General features: G+C 61.2%; 15 protein-coding genes and 1 tRNA gene. 8 read left to right on the plus strand and 8 right to left on the minus strand.

From position 1 onward, the window contains the following. Positions 1 to 3 precede the first annotated feature (3 nt). Entirely contained in the window at positions 4 to 927 is a 924-nt protein-coding gene (locus tag ACXADQ_RS19715; protein ID WP_475325426.1) for a transketolase, read from the minus strand. A gap of 103 nt (positions 928 to 1,030) precedes the next feature. Here ACXADQ_RS19715 and ACXADQ_RS19720 point away from each other — a divergent pair, with 103 nt between their 5' ends. Further along, positions 1,031 to 2,077: an alcohol dehydrogenase catalytic domain-containing protein gene (locus tag ACXADQ_RS19720; protein ID WP_475325430.1), complete on the plus strand. Its 1,047-nt coding sequence runs from the start codon at positions 1,031 to 1,033 to the stop codon at positions 2,075 to 2,077. Positions 2,078 to 2,085: 8 nt separating this feature from the next. Further along, positions 2,086 to 4,356: a molybdopterin-dependent oxidoreductase gene (locus ACXADQ_RS19725; RefSeq protein ID WP_475325432.1), complete on the plus strand. Its 2,271-nt coding sequence runs from the start codon at positions 2,086 to 2,088 to the stop codon at positions 4,354 to 4,356. Positions 4,357 to 4,400: 44 nt separating this feature from the next. On the opposite strand, the gene ACXADQ_RS19730 is transcribed toward ACXADQ_RS19725, so the two are convergent. The 4 genes from ACXADQ_RS19730 to ACXADQ_RS19745 all read right to left on the minus strand — a co-directional run bounded on the left by ACXADQ_RS19730 (position 4,401) and on the right by ACXADQ_RS19745 (position 8,939). Beyond that, a complete protein-coding gene (locus tag ACXADQ_RS19730; protein WP_475325435.1) occupies positions 4,401 to 5,387 on the minus strand; it encodes an ABC transporter permease in 987 nt (328 codons plus the stop codon). After that, positions 5,387 to 6,364 carry an ABC transporter permease gene (locus tag ACXADQ_RS19735; protein ID WP_475325438.1) on the minus strand — a complete coding sequence of 326 codons (978 nt, stop codon included), beginning with the start codon at positions 6,362 to 6,364 and terminating at the stop codon, positions 5,387 to 5,389. Before ACXADQ_RS19735 ends, ACXADQ_RS19730 begins: the two co-directional genes overlap by 1 nt. After that, positions 6,351 to 7,877: a sugar ABC transporter ATP-binding protein gene (locus ACXADQ_RS19740; RefSeq protein ID WP_475325440.1), complete on the minus strand. Its 1,527-nt coding sequence runs from the start codon at positions 7,875 to 7,877 to the stop codon at positions 6,351 to 6,353. The genes ACXADQ_RS19735 and ACXADQ_RS19740 overlap by 14 nt, the downstream gene beginning before the upstream one ends. A 93-nt stretch (positions 7,878 to 7,970) precedes the next feature. Continuing rightward, entirely contained in the window at positions 7,971 to 8,939 is a 969-nt protein-coding gene (locus tag ACXADQ_RS19745) for a sugar ABC transporter substrate-binding protein (protein ID WP_475325442.1), read from the minus strand. A 114-nt stretch (positions 8,940 to 9,053) separates the two neighbouring features. Here ACXADQ_RS19745 and ACXADQ_RS19750 point away from each other — a divergent pair, with 114 nt between their 5' ends. The 4 genes from ACXADQ_RS19750 to ACXADQ_RS19765 are packed head-to-tail and all read left to right on the plus strand — an operon-like array spanning position 9,054 to position 13,280. Next, on the plus strand, positions 9,054 to 10,571 hold the full coding sequence (locus ACXADQ_RS19750) for an FGGY-family carbohydrate kinase (RefSeq protein ID WP_475325445.1): 1,518 nt from the start codon (positions 9,054 to 9,056) through the stop codon (positions 10,569 to 10,571). After that, on the plus strand, positions 10,568 to 11,635 hold the full coding sequence (locus ACXADQ_RS19755) for an alcohol dehydrogenase catalytic domain-containing protein (protein ID WP_475325448.1): 1,068 nt from the start codon (positions 10,568 to 10,570) through the stop codon (positions 11,633 to 11,635). Before ACXADQ_RS19750 ends, ACXADQ_RS19755 begins: the two co-directional genes overlap by 4 nt. Beyond that, positions 11,628 to 12,293 (plus strand): class II aldolase/adducin family protein, encoded by a 666-nt coding sequence (locus tag ACXADQ_RS19760; RefSeq protein ID WP_475325451.1) that lies wholly within the window; start codon positions 11,628 to 11,630, stop codon positions 12,291 to 12,293. Before ACXADQ_RS19755 ends, ACXADQ_RS19760 begins: the two co-directional genes overlap by 8 nt. 3 nt (positions 12,294 to 12,296) lie before the next feature. Then, positions 12,297 to 13,280, plus strand: coding sequence for a sugar-binding transcriptional regulator (locus tag ACXADQ_RS19765; RefSeq protein WP_475325455.1), 984 nt, complete (start codon positions 12,297 to 12,299; stop codon positions 13,278 to 13,280). A gap of 201 nt (positions 13,281 to 13,481) precedes the next feature. On the opposite strand, the gene ACXADQ_RS19770 is transcribed toward ACXADQ_RS19765, so the two are convergent. Together ACXADQ_RS19770 and ACXADQ_RS19775 are read right to left on the minus strand one after the other, a co-directional pair. Beyond that, positions 13,482 to 13,568: transfer RNA gene (locus ACXADQ_RS19770), tRNA-Leu, on the minus strand. A 149-nt stretch (positions 13,569 to 13,717) separates the two neighbouring features. Continuing rightward, positions 13,718 to 15,328 carry a peptidoglycan-binding domain-containing protein gene (locus ACXADQ_RS19775; RefSeq protein WP_475325457.1) on the minus strand — a complete coding sequence of 537 codons (1,611 nt, stop codon included), beginning with the start codon at positions 15,326 to 15,328 and terminating at the stop codon, positions 13,718 to 13,720. Between the two features lie 119 nt (positions 15,329 to 15,447). Between ACXADQ_RS19775 and lipB the strand changes: the two genes are divergently transcribed. Continuing rightward, complete coding sequence (lipB, locus tag ACXADQ_RS19780) at positions 15,448 to 16,101, plus strand: lipoyl(octanoyl) transferase LipB (protein ID WP_475325460.1); 654 nt, start codon at positions 15,448 to 15,450, stop codon at positions 16,099 to 16,101. A gap of 47 nt (positions 16,102 to 16,148) precedes the next feature. Here the strand turns inward: lipB and argC are convergent, their stop codons facing one another. Beyond that, a complete protein-coding gene (argC, locus tag ACXADQ_RS19785; protein WP_475325462.1) occupies positions 16,149 to 17,057 on the minus strand; it encodes an N-acetyl-gamma-glutamyl-phosphate reductase in 909 nt (302 codons plus the stop codon). 278 nt (positions 17,058 to 17,335) lie between these two features. On the opposite strand from argC, the gene ACXADQ_RS19790 reads away from it, so the two are divergent. Beyond that, positions 17,336 to 17,791 carry a c-type cytochrome gene (locus ACXADQ_RS19790; protein ID WP_475325464.1) on the plus strand — a complete coding sequence of 152 codons (456 nt, stop codon included), beginning with the start codon at positions 17,336 to 17,338 and terminating at the stop codon, positions 17,789 to 17,791. Positions 17,792 to 17,918: the final 127 nt, after the last annotated feature.

Raw genomic sequence — 17,918 nt, forward strand, 5'->3', positions numbered from 1 at the left:
TCCTTAGTGGGCGTAGTCGATCGGGTCGACACCCAGATCTTTGGCGATGGAAACATTCATGCGGGCGCGTTCGTCTTCGGACTTGAACCGCACGTAGTGCAGCCGTGGAAAGCGCTCTTCGAGGATCGACATGGCGTGGAAGGGATTGGTGCGCGCCAGAATGATCAGCGGCTTGCCGTCATGGTTTTCTTCCGACGCCTGACGGATCGCGGTCAGGTCGTGCCCGTCCACTTCGACGCAATGGGCGCCGAAGTTGATGAACTTTGTACGGATGTCGCCAACTTCCATGACCGAGTTCATGGCGCCGTCGCACTGCTGGTCGTTCACATCCATGATGGCTTTGACTTCGATGTTGTGGAAAGCGCAGGCCTGCACCGCTTCCCAGGTCTGGCCCTCTTGCACCTCACCATCGGACATGAAGACCCAGGTCTTACCCGTGTCACCGCGCAGCTTGCGGCCATAGGCCAACCCGGCGGCGGTCGACAAACCAATGCCCAGCGTCCCGTTGTGGACTTCCATGCCGGGGCTGTGTTCCGCGCCGATCATCTCAACCGAAGAGCCGTCCTTGTTGAACATCTCCAGCCCCTCGGGCGCCATCCGGCCAACCTCGATCAGCGTGGCATAGGCCACCAGCGCATAATGGGCGGGGGCAATAAAAAGACGGTCATATTCGGGGGATGCCGGGCCATTGTACCCTGCCCCGGTGTGATAGTCGGGATTGCTGGGCGATGGCACACCTTCGAAAGGCTTCGGGATCATCGGCAGCGTCGGCTGACCCAGATTGAGCGCTTCGTTGTAGAGCCATGCCAGTTGTTCCCCCGCCGAGCAGGCCTGGCTGAGATAGCCACCATTGTTGCGCATCGAGTGCTCGAACACACGGCGGCGGATGCCAAGTGCAACCTCTTCGGTTGTCTTTTCGTTTCTCACGGGGAAGCCTCCTCCTGTATCTTTACAAATGTCAATAAAACGTGCAATTGTAAAAATCAATAGCGGATTGCACGATGCGTTGGAGGAAACGGGGAGGCGCAAGATGAAGGCCATTCGATGCCATGGATTCGGAGGCAAGCACCGGTTTGAGACCGGTTTGGCAGTTCCGCAGCCGGGACCGGGCGAAGTCTTGGTCAAGGTGGATGCCAGCGGGATCTGCGCGGCTGACCGGGCGATGTGGGATGCCACCGGCCCCTGGTCTCTGAATTTCCCGTTTACACCGGGGCACGAGTTCACAGGCACCGTGATCGAACTTGGGGACGGCGCGGGCGAGGCACATGGCCTCAGCGTCGGAGACCGGGCCATTGCCGAGCTGAACATCACCTACGGCAACGACTTTTTCCGCCAGCGCGGCCTTTACCACATGACCGACCATATGGACGTGCTGGGCGCAACGCTGGACGGCGGCTGGGCCGAATACATGCTTTATCCAGCCGACGCCGTGATCCACAAAGTCCCGGATGGCCTGTCCAATCGCGCGGCCTGCTACACCGAGCCGCTGGCCAATGCGATACACGGCGTTCAGCGCGCCGAGATCGGGTTCGAGGACGTGGTGATTGTTGCCGGCGCGGGTCCGATTGGCATGGGGATGATCCAGGCCGCGCGCCTGAAAACACCACGAAAGCTCATCCTCATCAATCCCGGAGAGGCCAAGCGCGATCTGGCGTTGAAGCTGGGGGCAGATCTGGCCTTTCACCCCAGCGATCCGGCGTTGAAGGTGACGCTCGACGCGCTGACAGACGGGCGCGGCGCGGATGTCTTTCTGGAGGCATCGGGCCAAGGGTCGGCGTTTTTGCAAGGCTTGGACCTGATCCGAAAGGCCGGGCGTATGGTTGTCTTTGGCGTTTACAAAGAACCAGTGCCCTTTGATCTGAACATTTTGGGGGAGTTCAAAGAGCTTGACCTGCGGGGCGGCCATCTTGCCCCCTTCACCTATGCCACCGCGCTGGACCTGATGGGACGCGGGTTGATAGATGGGGACGCCTGCGTCACCCATGCCTACCCGCTGGAAGAGTTCGAACAGGCGATCACGCGCAAGCCCGATCCGGGTGAGGTGCAGATCAAGGTTATTTTTGAGCCCAACGGCTAGGACCCGACATGAAATACACTTCGTCCCATTGGGGCAGCTACCAGTTCGAACCCGGTGGCCCGTTGCAGCCACTGGACAGCGATCCTGATCCCTCTCGTATCGGGCGGGGGTGGGTCAGCGCTTCAAAAGACAAGCAAAGCCGCATTCTGCGCCCCGCCGTGCGACGTGGGTGGCTGGACGGGGACAAGGGGCAGAACCGATGCCGGGACAGCTATGTCCAGGTGTCGTGGGACCGCGCGATAAGCCTGGCCGCCGGGGCGTTGCGGGACGTGACTGACAGCTATGGCAACGGCGCAGTGTTTGGCGGCTCTTACGGCTGGTCCAGCGCCGGGCGCTTTCACCACGCCCAAAGCCAAATGCGGCGGTTTCTGAACCTCGCCGGCGGCTATGTGTCTGCGCGCAACACCTATTCCCATGCCGCCGCCGAGGTGCTGTTTCCCCATGTGCTGGGCCTCAGCAACAGGGCGTTTCAGGACGATATGACGGCGATCCCGTTGGTGGCGCAGCATTGCGAGCTTCTGCTGGCGGTTGGCGGCATCTCTCCTCGCACCGCGCAGATCACGTCCTCTGGAACGACGACGCATGAGGTCGGCCCCTGGCTGGATGCGATGCGCGCCAAAGGGACGCGGATTGTCTGCCTGTCGCCCCGCCGTGCGGATCTGGAGGGGGCAGAGTGGCTGCCCATTCGCCCCGGCACAGACACCGCCTGCCTGCTGGCGCTGGCCTATGAAATCCACGCTGCAGGTCTGGCGGACGCGGGTTTTCTGGCGCGCTGTACCAGCGGATGGGAGGCATTTCGCGACTACCTGACCGGCGCGTCGGATGGCGTTGTGAAATCGGCGGAATGGGCGGCGCCGATCTGTGATCTGAGTGCCGAAACCTTGCGGGCTTTGGCCATGGACCTTGTGCGGTCAAAAAGCATGGTCTCGATGGCCTGGGGCATTCAACGCGCCGAATTTGGAGAACAGCCAATCTGGGCGGGGCTGGCCTTGGCGGCGCTGATCGGCCAGATCGGGCAACCCGGCACGGGCTATGGGTTTGGTTATGGCTCCACAACACCCGTCGGGCGCGCGGCGAAACTGATCGGCTGGCCCTCGGTGCCCCAAGGCCGCAACCCGGTGTCGGACTTCATCCCCGTGGCCCGCATCGCCGACATGCTGTTGTCCCCCGGCGGGCCCTACAAATACGACGGTCAGGACCGCACCTACCCAGACATCAAGCTGGTCTGGTGGACAGGCGGCAACCCGTTCCATCATCATCAGGATCTGACCCGGCTTGAGCAGGCCTGGACTCGGCCCGACACTGTCATTGTCAACGACCACAGCTGGACCGCCACCGCGCGCCGGGCCGACATCGTGCTGCCCGCGACCACACCGCTGGAGCGGTCCGACATCATGATGAACCGGCGCGATCCGACGCTTTTGTGGATGTCGCCCTATCATGCGCCCGTGGGCGAAGCGCTGGACGACTTTGAGATCTTTTCCCGGCTCGCGCATGCGTCGGGCTTTGGCGATGCCTTCACCGAAGGGCGCGACGCGGACGGTTGGCTTGCGCATCTATGGGAACAATCCAAGGCGGTGGCGCAGACCCACGGCTTCACCTTGCCGGACTTCGACCAGTTCCGGTCAGAGGGCCGGTTTGATGTGCCCGACGCCCAAGAGGCGCGGATCGCCCTTGCGGATTTTGTGGCCGATCCCGCAGCCCACCCGCTGGCCACGGAAACCGGCCGGATCACCCTGACAAACGAAACGATTGGGGCGATGGGGCTGAACAGCTGTCCCCCCTGCCCCACTTGGATCGAACCCTCCGAGTGTCTGACCCGCGCCAAACCGGGAGAGCTGCACCTGATCTCGGGCCAGCCGGACACGCGGTTGCATTCTCAGAATGATCGTGGCGCAGAAGCGCTGGGGGACAAGATCGAGGGGCGGGAGGCCGCCTATCTTCATCCTGACACCGCCGCCTCTCTTGGCTTGGCCGAGGGCGACATCGCGCGGCTCTTCAACACACGTGGGGCCTGTCTGGCAGGCGTTCGGCTGGATGACGGGCTGCGCCCGGATTGCATCTTCCTGCCCACCGGGGCGTGGTTTGACCCGCAAGTCGTCGACGGCAAACCGCTGGAGGCGCACGGGAACCCGAACGTGCTGACCCGCGATTGGGGCTGCTCCGAGCTGTCACAGGGCAATATCGCGCATTCCTGTTTGGTGCAGATCGAAAAATGGACCGGCGCGCTGCCCGACCTGACCATCTCGCAGCCGCCCAAATTTACAGAGCCCTCCTGAGCCGCGACGCTCAAGAAGGGCTCTGCCTGCTCGGTTCTCAGTGATCAGCTGCCGCTCGCGTTGCGCATGTTGCGCTGCGCCACGGCCAGCGCCAGCGCGGACACCAGGATAATCCCCGACAGCGCGTCTTTGGTGTTGAAGTTGAGCCCCATCAGGTTCAGCCCATTGGTCACCATGCCCAGGAACAATACGCCCGCCACAGTCCCCGGAATGTTGGGCCGTCCGCGCGGATGCAGCGCCGCGCCAATAAAGACGGCGGCGATGGCGTCCAAAAGGTAGGAAAAGCCAGACAGCGGCGTGAACATGCGGATGTTGGCGGCAGCAATCAACCCGCCCACCGCGCAGGTGATCGAGGCGAACACGAAGCACGCGATCAGGATGCGGTTCACCCGGATCCCCGCCACAATCGAGGCCGAGCGCTGCATGCCCATGGCATGCACGCGGCGTCCCCAGACAGAGCGTTCCAGCACCAGATAGTAAATGCCCACCAGAACCGCCGCGACGATCACCTCGGTCGGGATGCCAAACACCTCGCCCTGGGCGATGCTGCGGAAGCCGTCCGGCATCTTCCGGTAAGAGATCGGCCCGCCCCCGTTGGTAAAGATCCGTTGCGCCGACGAGCCGATAAAGAAGGTGCCAAGCGTGGCCAGAAACGGGCTGATGCGCAGGCCGACAACCAGCGCGGCGTTCAACAACCCCACCAGCGAGCCGCCCATCATCCCGACACAGGCTGCGGAAAACCAACCCATGCCATAGGTCTTCATGGCAACGACGGCAAAGGCCGCTCCGAAATCCAAGGCGATCCCGACCGACAAATCGATGCCCCCCGTGGCCACGATCAACGTCATGCCCAGCGCGATGATCATCAGGATCGCGGATCCTTCGACAATATTCATCAGGTTCTGGCCTTGCAGGAACACCGGGTTCCAGGCGGCAAAGAAGACAAAGAACAGCGCGAAGACGATCATAAAGCCGAAACGCACCAGAATGCTGCGCAGGTCAAAGCGGCTCTTTTTGGCAACCTGGTCCATTAGTTCACCCGTTCTGAAATGGCGGACAACGCGACGACAACCACGATGAGCGAGCCCTTGATAAGATCCGTCCAGAAGACGTTCACGCCGATGGTCTTGAGGCCGATGGAAATGGCGGCGACCAGCACCGCGCCCAATACGGCGCCCCACATGGTGACCACGCGGCGGGGCGAAAAGGCCGCGCCCAGAAAGGTCGCCAGGACCATTTCCAGCATCAGGTTGTCCTGCACACCCGGCGAATAGCCGTTGCCGCGCGCAAGGATGAAAAAGCCGGTCACAAACCCCATGAAGGCCGCCAGCAGATAGGATTGCGCCACCAGCCGATCCACCCGGATGCCCGAGATTTCGGCCGCATCCCGGCTGCCGCCCGCAGCCTGAAGGTTCAGCCCCCACTTCGAGCGGTGCAGCAGGTGATAGGCCAGCAGGGCCAGCGCCGCGACAATCAGGATCCCCAGCGGCATGCCCAGCGCAAACTCGTCCCGCAGGGAGGCGATGGCCTCGGAGTTGAGGTTCAGCCGTTTGCGCGCAGTGACCACGTTATTGATGCCGACGACGGCGACGAACATGGCAAGCGTGGTCAGCAAAGGCGTCATGCGCAACCGTGTGACCAGCAGCGCATTGACGACGCCGACCATCGTGCAAGCAGCCAGCGCGGCAAGACCGGCCAGCAGCAGGGACTGTTCGGCTGTGGTGATCACCGAAACGATCCCGGCGCACAGCACAGCCGTCGCGGGGATCGACAGATCAATCCCGCCCGAAACAACGTCATCCCCCCCGGCCATGACCACGGCGGACAAGCCAATCACCGACAAGACCACGGGCAGGCTTTGCGCCAGCACAAGCTTGAGGTTCACAAAGGTCATGAAGTTGGGCGCATTCAGGCCCACATACAGCAGAAGCGCCAGAAAGATGATCAACGGCAGCAGGCCGACAATCGTGGCCAGCATGTGCTTTTGCTGAAGGCTACGCGCTTGCATGTGCCATCTCCGATACCTCTGTGGCGCCCGTGGTGACGGCCACAAGGTGGTCCACGTTCAGCGCGTCTTTTTCGATGATCGTGCTGACCTCGCCCCGCATCATCACGGCGACGCGGTCGCAGGTGCCGACAAGCTCGACCGGGTCCGAGGACGACATCAGGACAATCGCCCCCTCGGCGGCCAGGTTCTCGATCAACTGGTAGATCTCGCTCTTTGCGCCCACATCGACGCCCACCGTCGGTTCGTCGAAAATGAAGACCTTGGCACTTTTGGCCAGCCAGCGGGCCAGAACCACTTTTTGCTGGTTGCCGCCCGACAGAAAGCGGGTCACGGCCTGGGCGTTGGCCGGGCGAATGTCCAAATCCTGAATCAAGCCTTCGGTCACTTGCCGTGTCTTGGTCCGGTTGATGAGGCTCAGCGATGCTGCTTCATCCAGCGTGGCGAGGGTTGCGTTCTCTTCGACCGTCATGGGCAGCACCAGCCCGTCATGGCGGCGATCCCGAGGAACCAGAACCATCCCGTTGGCCACCGCGCTGGCGGCCGTCTTTGTGTCCAGCGGCGCGCCATCCAGCGTCAGCTGGCCAGAGGACAGTTTGCGCAGACCGTAAAGGGCATCGACCAGCTCTTCGCGGCCCGAACCGATCAGGCCCGCGATGCCAAAGATCTCGCCCCGGCGGATCTCAAGATCGACACCGGTGAAGCTGCTGCCATCGTCATAGCCCTCCAGACGCAAGGCGACGTCACCGGGTTGCCGCGTGCTGGTGGGAAAAAAGGCATCCAGCTCGCGCCCGATCATGGCCGAAACAAGCTGGGTCCCGGTGTCGGCTGTGATCTCGTCAAAGACGGCGACGTCTTTGCCCTGGCGAAAGACCGTGACCCGGTCCGAGATGTCCGTGATTTCATTCAGATAGTGCGAGACATAGAGGATCGCGATCCCCCGGCTTTTCAGCTTGTCGATCGCTGTCATGATCTTCAGCACTTCTTCGCTGGCCAGCGGGGCCGTGGGTTCGTCGAAGACCACAACTTTCGCCGCGCCATCGATCAGCGCGCGGGCCACCTGAACCAGCTTGCGTTCCGCCGGGCTGAGATCCCGGATCAACCGGTTGCCGGGCAATTCCGCGCCCAGCTCGTCCCGCATAAACGCCTCGGCCCGGGCGCGCATTCTGGATTTGGCGAGGCCGAACCTGCCGGGCAGCTCTTGCCCCATGAATACGGATTCAGCGAGGGTGAAATGCGGGACCAGATGCAGTTCCTGGTGGATAAACCGCACGCCAGCGTCATGAATTTTTTCAGGCGTTGCGGGGGAGATCGTGGCTCCGCCGACCTCAACGGTGCCCTCTGCGGGCTGATAGACACCGGCCAGGACCTTGATGATGGTCGACTTGCCTGCGCCGTTTTCACCAACCAGACCATGAACTTCGCCGGGTTTGACTGTCAGATTTGCACCGTCCAATGCCCGGACACCTGGAAATATCTGAACAATGTCGCTAAGGCGAAACGCAGCATCGGTCATATTGCCTCGCTAAGGAATGATAGATTTTCGGTTTGCGCTAGGGGTGGCAGCCCATCATCTCAGGGCTGCCATATTGCCTGTCATAAACAGGGCTTAGTCAAGCTCGCCGTAGCCAAGAGCCTTATAGGCCGCTTTGGCGCCGTCCTGACCACTGACGGGCACAACGTCCACGTAGGTCTGCGGCAGCAGCAATTCACCGCCAAAGTGACGCGCCACGTTCTGCGCCGCGGTAGAGCCGATCAGGCGCGGTTGCTGGGCAACGTTTGCCACGAAGGGGCTGCCGTCTTCGGCCATGATCTCCAGCGTATCGGGGCCACCGTCCAGAGCGGTCACAACGATGTCCGTACGACCAGATTCTTCGAGCGCCTGAACCACGCCAATGGCCGGCTGGTCCCAGCATCCCACGTGGATGGCATCGATGGTGCCTTCCGGATACTGGCTGAGCAGGTCAAGCGTCTGGCGGCGGGCGTCTTCCGGCGCGTTTGCGAACTCTTCAGCAAGCTCAGGCTGGATGATTTCGATGCCCGGATAATCCTGCAGGACGTACTTCCACAGACCGGTGCGGATGCCGCAGATGCGCAGCGCGTTTTCGAACGCGTTGAACACCGCAACCTTGCCTTCGCCGCCAATCGCATCCGCCATATAACGGCCAATGGTGGTGCCCATATAGTAGTTGTCCGACGTGGTGTTGTTCAGCGCATGCGGGCTGGGGTGGTCAACGGTAAAGACCGGAATGCCAGCGGCTTTGAGCGCTTCGAACTTCGGCTCAACTGCGCCGTCCCCAAGGATCGAGATCACAGCGTCAACGCCGCGGTTCAACAGAACGTCGTGATTGTCAGCGTGGACCTGGTTGTCGCGGCCGCCATCAACCGGCACCACGGTGCCGCCCAGCTCTTCGACCATGTCGGTCGCGCCGGTAAAAGCTTCGCGATCCCAGAAATGCTGTGTTCCAACGACGGCCACACCCACGGTCTTGCCATCCAGACTCAGGTGACCATCGGCCAGTACGGGCGCCGCTGCAAGCGCTGCCATGATGCTTGTCGCAGCAAGAAATTTGTTCATCTTAAGTCCTCCCAAAGAGTGCACGGCTCCTCTCCGTGCTGATGGGCAGACAAAAACAACGTTCTTTACAAATGTCAATAAATAAATCATTTGTATAAATCAGGAGGACGGACATTGAGCGAATTGAGACTTGGTTTGGATGTCGGAACAACGGCCATCAAAGCGGCTGCCTACCGACCAGACGGGACGTCGGTCGCCCGCGCAGAACGCGACACAACCGTGTTGCGCAGCGGGCCCGGATATGCCGAGCAAAACATGGAAGTGGTTTGGAGAAGCGCTGTTGCCTGCCTTGCCGACGTGGCGCGGGCCTGTGCAGGACAGGCCATCTGCTCCATCGGGGTTTGCGCCCAAGGAGACGGGTTCTGGGCTCTGGATGGCAAGGGTCAGCCCGCCGGCAACGCAATTCTGTGGAACGACACCCGCGCGGCCGACGATCTGGAAGCCCTCGGAAACAGCGGGTGCACAGACGTTCTCGGCATCGGATCAGGCACGTCGATCTGGCCAGGGACATCGGGGATGCTCTGGCGGTGGTTGAAGTCACAGCCAAAGGGCGGTGCAGACAGAATTGCGACCGTCTTCACCTGCGCAGACTGGATTGGCTATCGTCTGACAGGCGCCATTGCGACGGATCTGTCCAACGGCTCTATTCCCTTCATGGATCTTGAAACGCGCGATTACAGCGACGCCCAGTTTGCTGCCATTGATTGCGCAGATCTGAAACCAAAACTGCCAAAGCCGCGCCGCGCGACCGAAGCCCTGGGACGGCTGAGCGGGGATGTGGCAGCCCAAATCGGCCTGCCCGCTGGCCTGCCGGTCTCGGTCGGCACGTTGGATCTGGCGGCGATGATCGTCGGGATGGGGCTGGACCAGCCGGGTCAGACGATGCTGATCATGGGAACCACCGCCGTAGTCAATATTCTGACGGACACGGCGGACCGTGTTCCGCAGCCCGTTGGCGCCTCGGCGCTGCACCCCACCAGCGACGTCATCATTCGAATTCTGGCCCCCTCTACCGGGGCGGCTGCCTTTGACTGGTTCACAGCCCTGCACCCCAATACCCTGGGCGGGGACACACCGGACGAGGTGGCCGAAAAGCTCAACGCCCTGGTTAAAACGGTGCTGGTTGGCGCGAATGGCGTCACCTTCCTGCCCTATCTGAACGGCGAACGTGCGCCCTTTGTGTCCCCGGACATTCGCGGGGGTTTTCACGGGTTGCGGGCCAGCACGACCAAAGCCGATCTGGGCCGGGCCGTGATGGAAGGCACCGCGATGAGCCTGCGCCACTGCTTTGAAAGCCATTCGGGCCTGCCCACCGAACCGGTGCAATTGACCGGCGGCGGCTCAAAGAACGCGGTGTGGTGCCAGATCATTGCCGACATCATCGGTCAGGACGTGATCGTCAGCCAAGCGTCGGATCAGGGCCTGTGGGGGGCGGCCTGCATCGGCGCTGCCGCTGCTGGCCAGGGGGATCCGATCTCGCTGGCCCAACGGACCGAGGCGCAAAATGTCTATCAAAGCGATCAAACGGCGCATGCGGCCTATTGCGATGTCTATCGGCGCTACGCGCTGATTTCGACGGCCATGCAGCGCCTTCAGGAAGACTTGAACTCAGCCAAGGACCCAAATCCATGAGCAACATGATGAAAGCGGCGGTTCAATACGCCATTGATGACATTCGCCTAGAAGAGCGTCCTGTCCCCGAAATCGGACCCGGAGAGTTGCTGTTAAAAACGCGCGCCTGCGGTCTGTGCGGCGGTGAAACCATGGCCTGGTACAAGACAGAACCTAAGGTGCTTGGCCATGAGCCGTCTGGCGAGGTTGTCGAGGTGGGCGCGGGCGTCACAGACTATAAGGTGGGCGACCGGGTCTTCGTGAACCACCACGTGGGACGAGTGAACAGCCACCTGTCGCGGCGCGGCCATTTCACCCGAGATCCGTTTTACAAAACCATGCGGCTCGATCCGGGTGGGGTTTGCGAATACTTCCGCGTGACGGCGCAGCATCTGGCGATGGACACGCACAAACTGCCCGACAGCATCTCGGACGAAGCAGCCGTTACCATCGAACCCTGGTCCTGTGTTCTGTCCGGGCTAAAGCAGTGCAACATCCAACCCGGAGACACAGTCGCTGTGGTGGGGGCTGGCTTTATGGGTCAGGGCTTTGTCCACCTCGCCCCGCTTTTTGGCGCCGGTAAGGTTGTGGCCTTGGACTTTTCGGATTGGCGGCTGGAAAAGGCCAGGTTCTTTGGCGCGACGCATACGATCAATCCCAAGACTGAGGACGCGGTCGCGGCCATGCGCGAGCTGAACAACGGGCGCCTGGCCGACACGGTCATTGTGATCGCGCCCTTTGCCTCAGCCTGGAAACAGGCGATGGATCTGGTCGAGGTGGGCGGCTGCCTGCACCTTGGCGCGCCTCTTCCACCCGAGGCAGAATGGGTGCAGGACGGCCACAAGGCCTATTTCGACCAGATCACAGTCACGTCGCGCTACAGCTCGGATCATACGGACACCTACAGCTATATCCGCCTGCTTGAGGCTGGGCGCATCAAGGCGGACGAGGCGATCTCGCATCGCTTTGACATCAGCGACAGCGCAGAAGCCTTCCGCATGCTGGTTGAGGCCGAAAAATCCCTGAAAATCGTCGTCTATCCGCACGGCATCCCCGACGGAAAAAAGGAGCTGGTCTATGCTTGAAGAACTAAAAGAAATCGTTTGCGAGCAAAACCACGAGCTTCCCGCCAATGGGTTGGTCGTCGGCTCGGGCGGCAATGTGTCGGGCCGCGACCCGGAAACCGGGCTGGTGGTGATCAAGCCGTCCGGCGTGAAATTCGCCAAGCTCACCCCGGACACGATGGTTGTTGTGGATCTTGAGGGCAATGTGATCGAGGGCGAGATGAAACCTTCGGTCGACACTGGCATTCACCTATATATCTACCGCCACCGCGCCGATGTGTTTGGCGTCGCCCACACCCATTCCCCCTATGCCAGCAGCTTTGCCGCCCGCGGCGAACGCATTCCGGCCGTGATGACCCCCATCACCCATATGCTGGGCCGCGACGTGCCCTGTTCGCGTTACGCGACCCCCGGTGAAGTGGACACGGGCGAGGCCGTCCTGGAGGCGGCCGAAGGTGGTTGGGCCGTGCTGGTCAAAGCCCACGGCGTTTTCACCATGGGGACATCTGCGAAAGAGGCGACCTCGAACGCGATGTATCTGGAAGAAGCCGCGATGACCACGCATCTGGCGATGACGCGAGGTCCGGTCGAGGAACTGCCCCAGGAAGAAATTGACCGCTGCTACAATTGGTTCCGGAAAAATTATGGGCAATCCGGCGCAAAAGTCGTTAGTAAATAGAACATGAGCAAGACCCAAAGAACACTGACCGGCTCCCATGATAAAGAGGCAATCCTATCCAACATTGCGCTGCTCTACTATGGCGAAGGCCTGACGCAAAGCGAGATCGCTAAGCGCTATAAGCTGTCTCGCGCAACCATTGTGAACATGCTCAGGGAATGCCGCGAACGGGGCATTGTGGAAATTCGTGTCGATGGTCAGCTATTTGCAGCGTCAAGCCTGGCGCGCGACCTGCGCGATCATTTCGGCCTGCAAGATGTGTACATCGCCATGAATGCCGCCGAGGGGCATGAAACAAGTCGCAACGACCTGTTGGCCCAGGTCGCCCGGGTGGCCGCGATGGCGACCATGGACATTGTTGAACCCGGCGATCGCGTCGGTGTGGCCTGGGGCGAAACCATCGCCGCTGTCGCGCAGGCCATGCCCCGCCATCACGTGCCGCAAACAGAAGTGTGCCAGCTTATCGGGTCACAGGATTCCGAGCGGGTTCCAGCCTCGGAAATCTGCGCCATCGAGGTCGCAAACAAGCTCGGCGCCAGCTGCCACACCTTGCATGCGCCGGGCATTGTCTCGAGCGAGGACCTGGCAACGGCCCTGATGGCAGAGGCAACAATCCAAACGCAGCTTTCTCGTCTGTCACAGATGGATATGACCCTCGCTTCGATCGGCGATGTCAGCGACGATACCCATATGGTCGCGGCCGGAATTGCCTCTGCTGCCGAGCTAAAGCAGGCTCGGGTTGACGGCGCTTTGGGTATTATCTGCTGTCGCTATATTGACGGGAATGGCGAAGAAGTACGCGCGGCCCCCTACAGCCGCGTCATCGCGGCCTCACTCGAGGGCATGAAATCCGCCCGCAAACGGCTTTTGGTGGTGTGCGGGAAGGATCGCCAAGACGCGACCCGCGCTGCGATCAAAGGTGGCCTGGTAACACATCTCGTTCTCGATCAGGGTCTGGCCGAAGCCTTGATGTCAGAAACTGACTAAAGTCATCGCCAACTTGTTTGCGCATTGTAAACGACCCTTGCACTTCCAGCGGCGCGACACGCGTCGCTTTTGAATGGCTCAATGGTCACGGAAGGGATCAAAGCGCAAAACTAAGCCCGCTTTGGGTGTGGGACCGATTGTGGGGCAACCAAAAGCGCCACAATCTTTTTTCTTTATCTTTCAATTACTTAAAGGGATTTTTGGTGCGGCCGAGAAGACTCGAACTTCCACTCCGGTTAAGGAACAGCGACCTCAACGCTGCGCGTCTACCAATTCCGCCACGGCCGCACGTGATCTAGGTAGTCGGGGGGCCGTATAGACGAGCTGTGATCGGTTGTGAAGGGGGAAAACACGGTTGCGCGTGAGGGCACAGGATCCCATCGCGCTCAACCGGGGCCACGCACAGGCGATGGCCCCGGCAACGGGGGATCAAGCCCCTACTTGATCACAAAGCTGGGCAGTGCAGCCGCCGGGCTGGGTTTGGGCATCCCATTGCCATTCAACGCATCCGAGGCGGCCTTGATCATCTCGATCCGCTCGGGCTGACCGGGTGCAAAGGCCGGTTCGGCCCCGCCCTGCAACGCCTGGATCGCCATATCGTACCACGGGGCGGCCCGGGCGGCGGATTGCGGCGCACCAAAGCCCTGCGACAGGTGGTGTCCGACCAGCTCGGCATAGGGGGTCTGCCCCACGGCCACCATCAACAACGCCGCCCCCAGGGCCACGTCCAGATCGTCACGACGATAGCCGGAATACAGGCAGATCTTGGCGGTGCTGCTGAGTTGATCCATCGACATGTTCGATCCCAGAACGAATTTTTGCACATCGCTGCGCACAGCTGGGGCCTCTTTGGCGCCAAGACTGTTCACATAGGGTTGCAGCGCGGGTCCGAAGGCATCGCATTGCGCGTCGATCTGCGCCTGGCTGACGCCCTGGACCTTGGCCACCAACGACTCGCCCGAGCCAATGGCATAGGTGCGGGTCAGGCAGAATTGCTCGCTCAGCGCCAGATCAGGATCGGTCATGTTGGACACCGTCATGAAGCCGCCATTCGAGTTGGTCAGCAGGCTGACCTTGCTGCAATGGCTGGCCAACGAGGGTTTCTGCTGTTCGTCCCCGGCCATGGTAAAGGGCTGAATACCACCAAGCCCTCCGCCCTGCTGCGTCGGGGCCTGGCCCGAGGTCATCACTGTGGTCGGTCCGGTTGGTTGCGGAGCTGGGGCCGGTGCAGGCGCGGGCGCTGCCGCCTGCATCGTGGTGCCTGCGTCATTCAGCGAACAATTGGTCAAATGACACGAGAAACTGGCCGGCGTCACGCCACGGGCCTGGAAATCAATCCGGCGATATCCCTGCGGCGCCGACGCAAACACCATCACAGTGCAATGCGAAGCCCCGCACCAGAACGAGCTGCCCGACACCGAGGTATCCAGGATATAGTCGTTTTTCCCATCATTGTTCAGATCCGCCAGTTGCATGAACCCCGAGCGCTGCATCAGCTGCTCGGCGCTGGGTTCGGTGCTGGAGGCGATCTCGTCAATGGCTTGGCTGACCTCGATCGGCACGCCGCCATAGCCCCCCGAATAGGCGGTCCGGGTGCCCTGTGCTTCATCCCGCCAGGTGATCAGCAGGCCGCGCACTCCTTGGGGGCCCTGCATGGCCTTGATGACCTGCGGGCCACCGATCTGAGCGCGCTGGTGCGACGAGACCAGGAAGTCCCGCTCGTATTGTGTCAGCCGCCCGGTTGCGGGATAGCCCATGAACACCTGGTATTGCGACACGGCCGCGCGCGAACGCGATCCCATCACACCGTCAGGCGTACCTGCCGGAAAGCCGAAATAGTTGAGTGCAGATTGCGCCTCGCGGTTTTGCTGCCGGGCGACTGTATTTCCGGTATAGCGTTTCTTGGGTTTGTTGGCGCCGTTCATCAGCGCTCCGCCGATGATCCCGCCAACAATCGCGGCCCCCAGATTATCTGCAAATACCGGTGTGGACATGGACGTCGCAATCAGCGATGCGGCCAGTGTCGTCTTTAGCGACTTGGAAAACATTCCCTCCGCTCCCTATAACTATGAACCAATGGAATCAGGTTAGCCCAGCTTTTGAGATTGAGGCGACTAAAAAAGCGCGAAAACCGCCTTGGGTTGACGCAGACGGAGAAAAAACCCCAATGATCGAGTGGATCACGTCAGACGGACTGACCGATTATGACGCGGCTGTACGCTTTATGGAGGATCGAGTCGCCGCGATTCATGCGGGCGAGGCCTCGGAATGCATTTGGCTGGTGGAGCATCCGCCGCTGTATACAGCGGGGACATCTGCCAAGATCGAAGACCTGACCGATCCCGACCGCTTCCCCGTCTATGACAGCAAACGTGGCGGGCAATATACCTATCACGGTCCGGGGCAACGCGTGGCCTATGTGATGCTGGACCTGAACAAGCGCGGACGCGACATTCGCAAGTTTGTTCAGATGCTCGAGGAATGGGTGATCGCCACGCTGGATCAGTTCAACGTCCGTGGCGAAATCCGCGAGGGGCGCGTGGGCGTTTGGGTACAGCGGCAGGACAAGCCATTGGGCATCAATGGCCAGCCCCAAGAGGACAAGATCGCCGCCATCGGCATCCGCCTGCGCAAATGGGTCAGTTTTCACGGGATCTCGATCAACGTGGAACCGGACCTGGAACATTTCAGCGGCATCGTGCCCTGCGGCATCACCGAACATGGGGTCACCAGCCTGGTCGATCTGGGCCTGCCCGTCAGCATGACCGATCTGGACGTGGTGCTGCGCGCATCGTTCGATGCGGTGTTTGGAGACGAATAAAAAACGCCGCCTCATGGGGCGGCGTTTCATCTCATGTCAAACAGCTTTCAGGCGCCGATCATCAGGTCCAGGTTCTGCACTGCGGCCCCCGAGGCGCCCTTGCCCAGGTTGTCCAGCACAGCAATCAGAACGATCCGGCCCGTGTCGGCGTCTCCGCGCACCGAGATTTCCAGACGGTTGGTATCGTTAAGCGCGGTGGGGTCGATGCGGCTGTCCTGATCCTCGATCGGAGTGACACTGATATTGCCACCTGCGCTGTAATGCTCGGTCAACGCGGCGTGGATCGATTCCATTGTGGCGCCCGCGCCCAATGCGCCCAGATGCAGCGGAATTTGCACGGCCATGCCCTGAGCAAAATTCCCAACCGCCGGCACAAAGATCGGGGTGCCGGACAGCCCGGCATATTCAACAATCTCGGGCAGGTGTTTGTGTTTTTGCCCCGTGGCATAGACGAAATGCGCAGGCGCGGTGCCCTCGTCATATTCAGCGATCAGCGCCTTGCCGCCACCGGTATAGCCCGAAACAGCGTTGATGGTGATCGGCGCATCCGCGGGCACCAGCCCTGCGCTGACCAGCGGCGCCAGCAGCGCAATGGCCCCGGTCGAATAGCAGCCAGGATTGGCCACATAGCGCGCGGTTTTGATCCGCTCGGCCTGAGCGCTGGACAGCTCGGGCAGACCAAATGCCCAGTCGGGGTTCACCCGGTGCGCCGTGCTGGCGTCGATGATCCGCGTGTCCAGATCCGCCGACAGCGCCACGGCGGCACGCGCCGCGTCATCCGGCAGGCACAGGATCGCCACATCAGCGGCGGCAAAGGCGGCTTTCCGGGCCGCGTCATCCTTGCGCAACGCGTGGTCGATCTGCACCAGTTCCACGTCCGGGCGTTGGATCAGGCGGTCGCGGATCTGGAGCCCGGTTGTGCCTGCTTCGCCGTCGATGAATACCTTGGTGGTCATGGTCGCCCTCTGTGCTTTGGTTCTGTGCGCGGGATGCGCCCTGGAATTCGTCCTTGCCTCTTAGCGTGCTTTGTCCAGAATCAAAAGCCGTTGTGACGCCATTTGCATCCGGCTCTAAAGTGTACTGATCTTGGTCATGGGCGGCTTCGCGCCGGTTTTTTCCATTTCCGGCGGGCTGAGGCAGGATGTCACGCGAAAGTCGCATTGGCGCGGGTGCGCTATGGGCCTACATTCCCCCTCGGACGCTAGGTATTCTCAGCAAAGAGGAGAGATTCCCAATGAAGTTTCTGACCGCCACCGCAGCCCTGATCGCGCTGACCACCCCCGCATTCGCCGAAGGGGACGCTGAAAAAGGCGAGAAGCTGTATAAAAAGTGCAAATCCTGCCACATGGTCGTGGCTGATGATGGCACCAAAATCCAAAAAGGCGGCAAAACCGGCCCCAACCTGTACGGCATCATCGGTCGTCAGGCTGGTTCGGTCGAGGGCTTCAAATACGGCGCGTCGCTGGTTGAAGCCGGTGAAGGCGGCCTGATTTGGGACGAAACCTCGGTTGCGGCCTATGTTGCTGACCCCAAAGCCTATCTGAAAGAGGTCACCGGCGACGGCAAAGCCAAGTCGAAAATGTCCTTCAAGCTAAAGAAGGGTGGCGAAGACGTCGCGGCCTATCTGGCCACGGTTTCGCCCGCCCCCGAAGCCCCTGAGGCCGAAGAAGAAGCCGCAGCAACCGAATAATCCCGGTTCTCAGGCTATCGGATTCAACACAGGCGCGCGGCATCGGTCGCGCGCCTTTTACGTGGCGAATTGACCCAACAGGAGATTCGCCAAAATCGCAGACCTGGCGCCACCCTGCCCGGCCCTT

It is taken from the genome of Thalassovita sp. ABM4_323 (assembly GCF_056158665.1).

Excerpts from the sequence above, each read along its gene's own strand:
- ACXADQ_RS19725 (WP_475325432.1), top strand. The coding sequence starts at position 2,086 with ATGAAATACACTTCGTCCCATTGGGGCAGCTACCAGTTCGAACCCGGT.
- ACXADQ_RS19720 (WP_475325430.1), top strand. The coding sequence starts at position 1,031 with ATGAAGGCCATTCGATGCCATGGATTCGGAGGCAAGCACCGGTTTGAG.
- ACXADQ_RS19775 (WP_475325457.1), bottom strand. The coding sequence starts at position 15,328 with ATGTTTTCCAAGTCGCTAAAGACGACACTGGCCGCATCGCTGATTGCG.
- ACXADQ_RS19790 (WP_475325464.1), top strand. The coding sequence starts at position 17,336 with ATGAAGTTTCTGACCGCCACCGCAGCCCTGATCGCGCTGACCACCCCC.
- ACXADQ_RS19745 (WP_475325442.1), bottom strand. The coding sequence starts at position 8,939 with ATGAACAAATTTCTTGCTGCGACAAGCATCATGGCAGCGCTTGCAGCG.
- argC (WP_475325462.1), bottom strand. The coding sequence starts at position 17,057 with ATGACCACCAAGGTATTCATCGACGGCGAAGCAGGCACAACCGGGCTC.
- ACXADQ_RS19760 (WP_475325451.1), top strand. The coding sequence starts at position 11,628 with ATGCTTGAAGAACTAAAAGAAATCGTTTGCGAGCAAAACCACGAGCTT.
- ACXADQ_RS19765 (WP_475325455.1), top strand. The coding sequence starts at position 12,297 with ATGAGCAAGACCCAAAGAACACTGACCGGCTCCCATGATAAAGAGGCA.
- ACXADQ_RS19740 (WP_475325440.1), bottom strand. The coding sequence starts at position 7,877 with ATGACCGATGCTGCGTTTCGCCTTAGCGACATTGTTCAGATATTTCCA.
- ACXADQ_RS19735 (WP_475325438.1), bottom strand. The coding sequence starts at position 6,364 with ATGCAAGCGCGTAGCCTTCAGCAAAAGCACATGCTGGCCACGATTGTC.
- ACXADQ_RS19730 (WP_475325435.1), bottom strand. The coding sequence starts at position 5,387 with ATGGACCAGGTTGCCAAAAAGAGCCGCTTTGACCTGCGCAGCATTCTG.
- ACXADQ_RS19755 (WP_475325448.1), top strand. The coding sequence starts at position 10,568 with ATGAGCAACATGATGAAAGCGGCGGTTCAATACGCCATTGATGACATT.
- lipB (WP_475325460.1), top strand. The coding sequence starts at position 15,448 with ATGATCGAGTGGATCACGTCAGACGGACTGACCGATTATGACGCGGCT.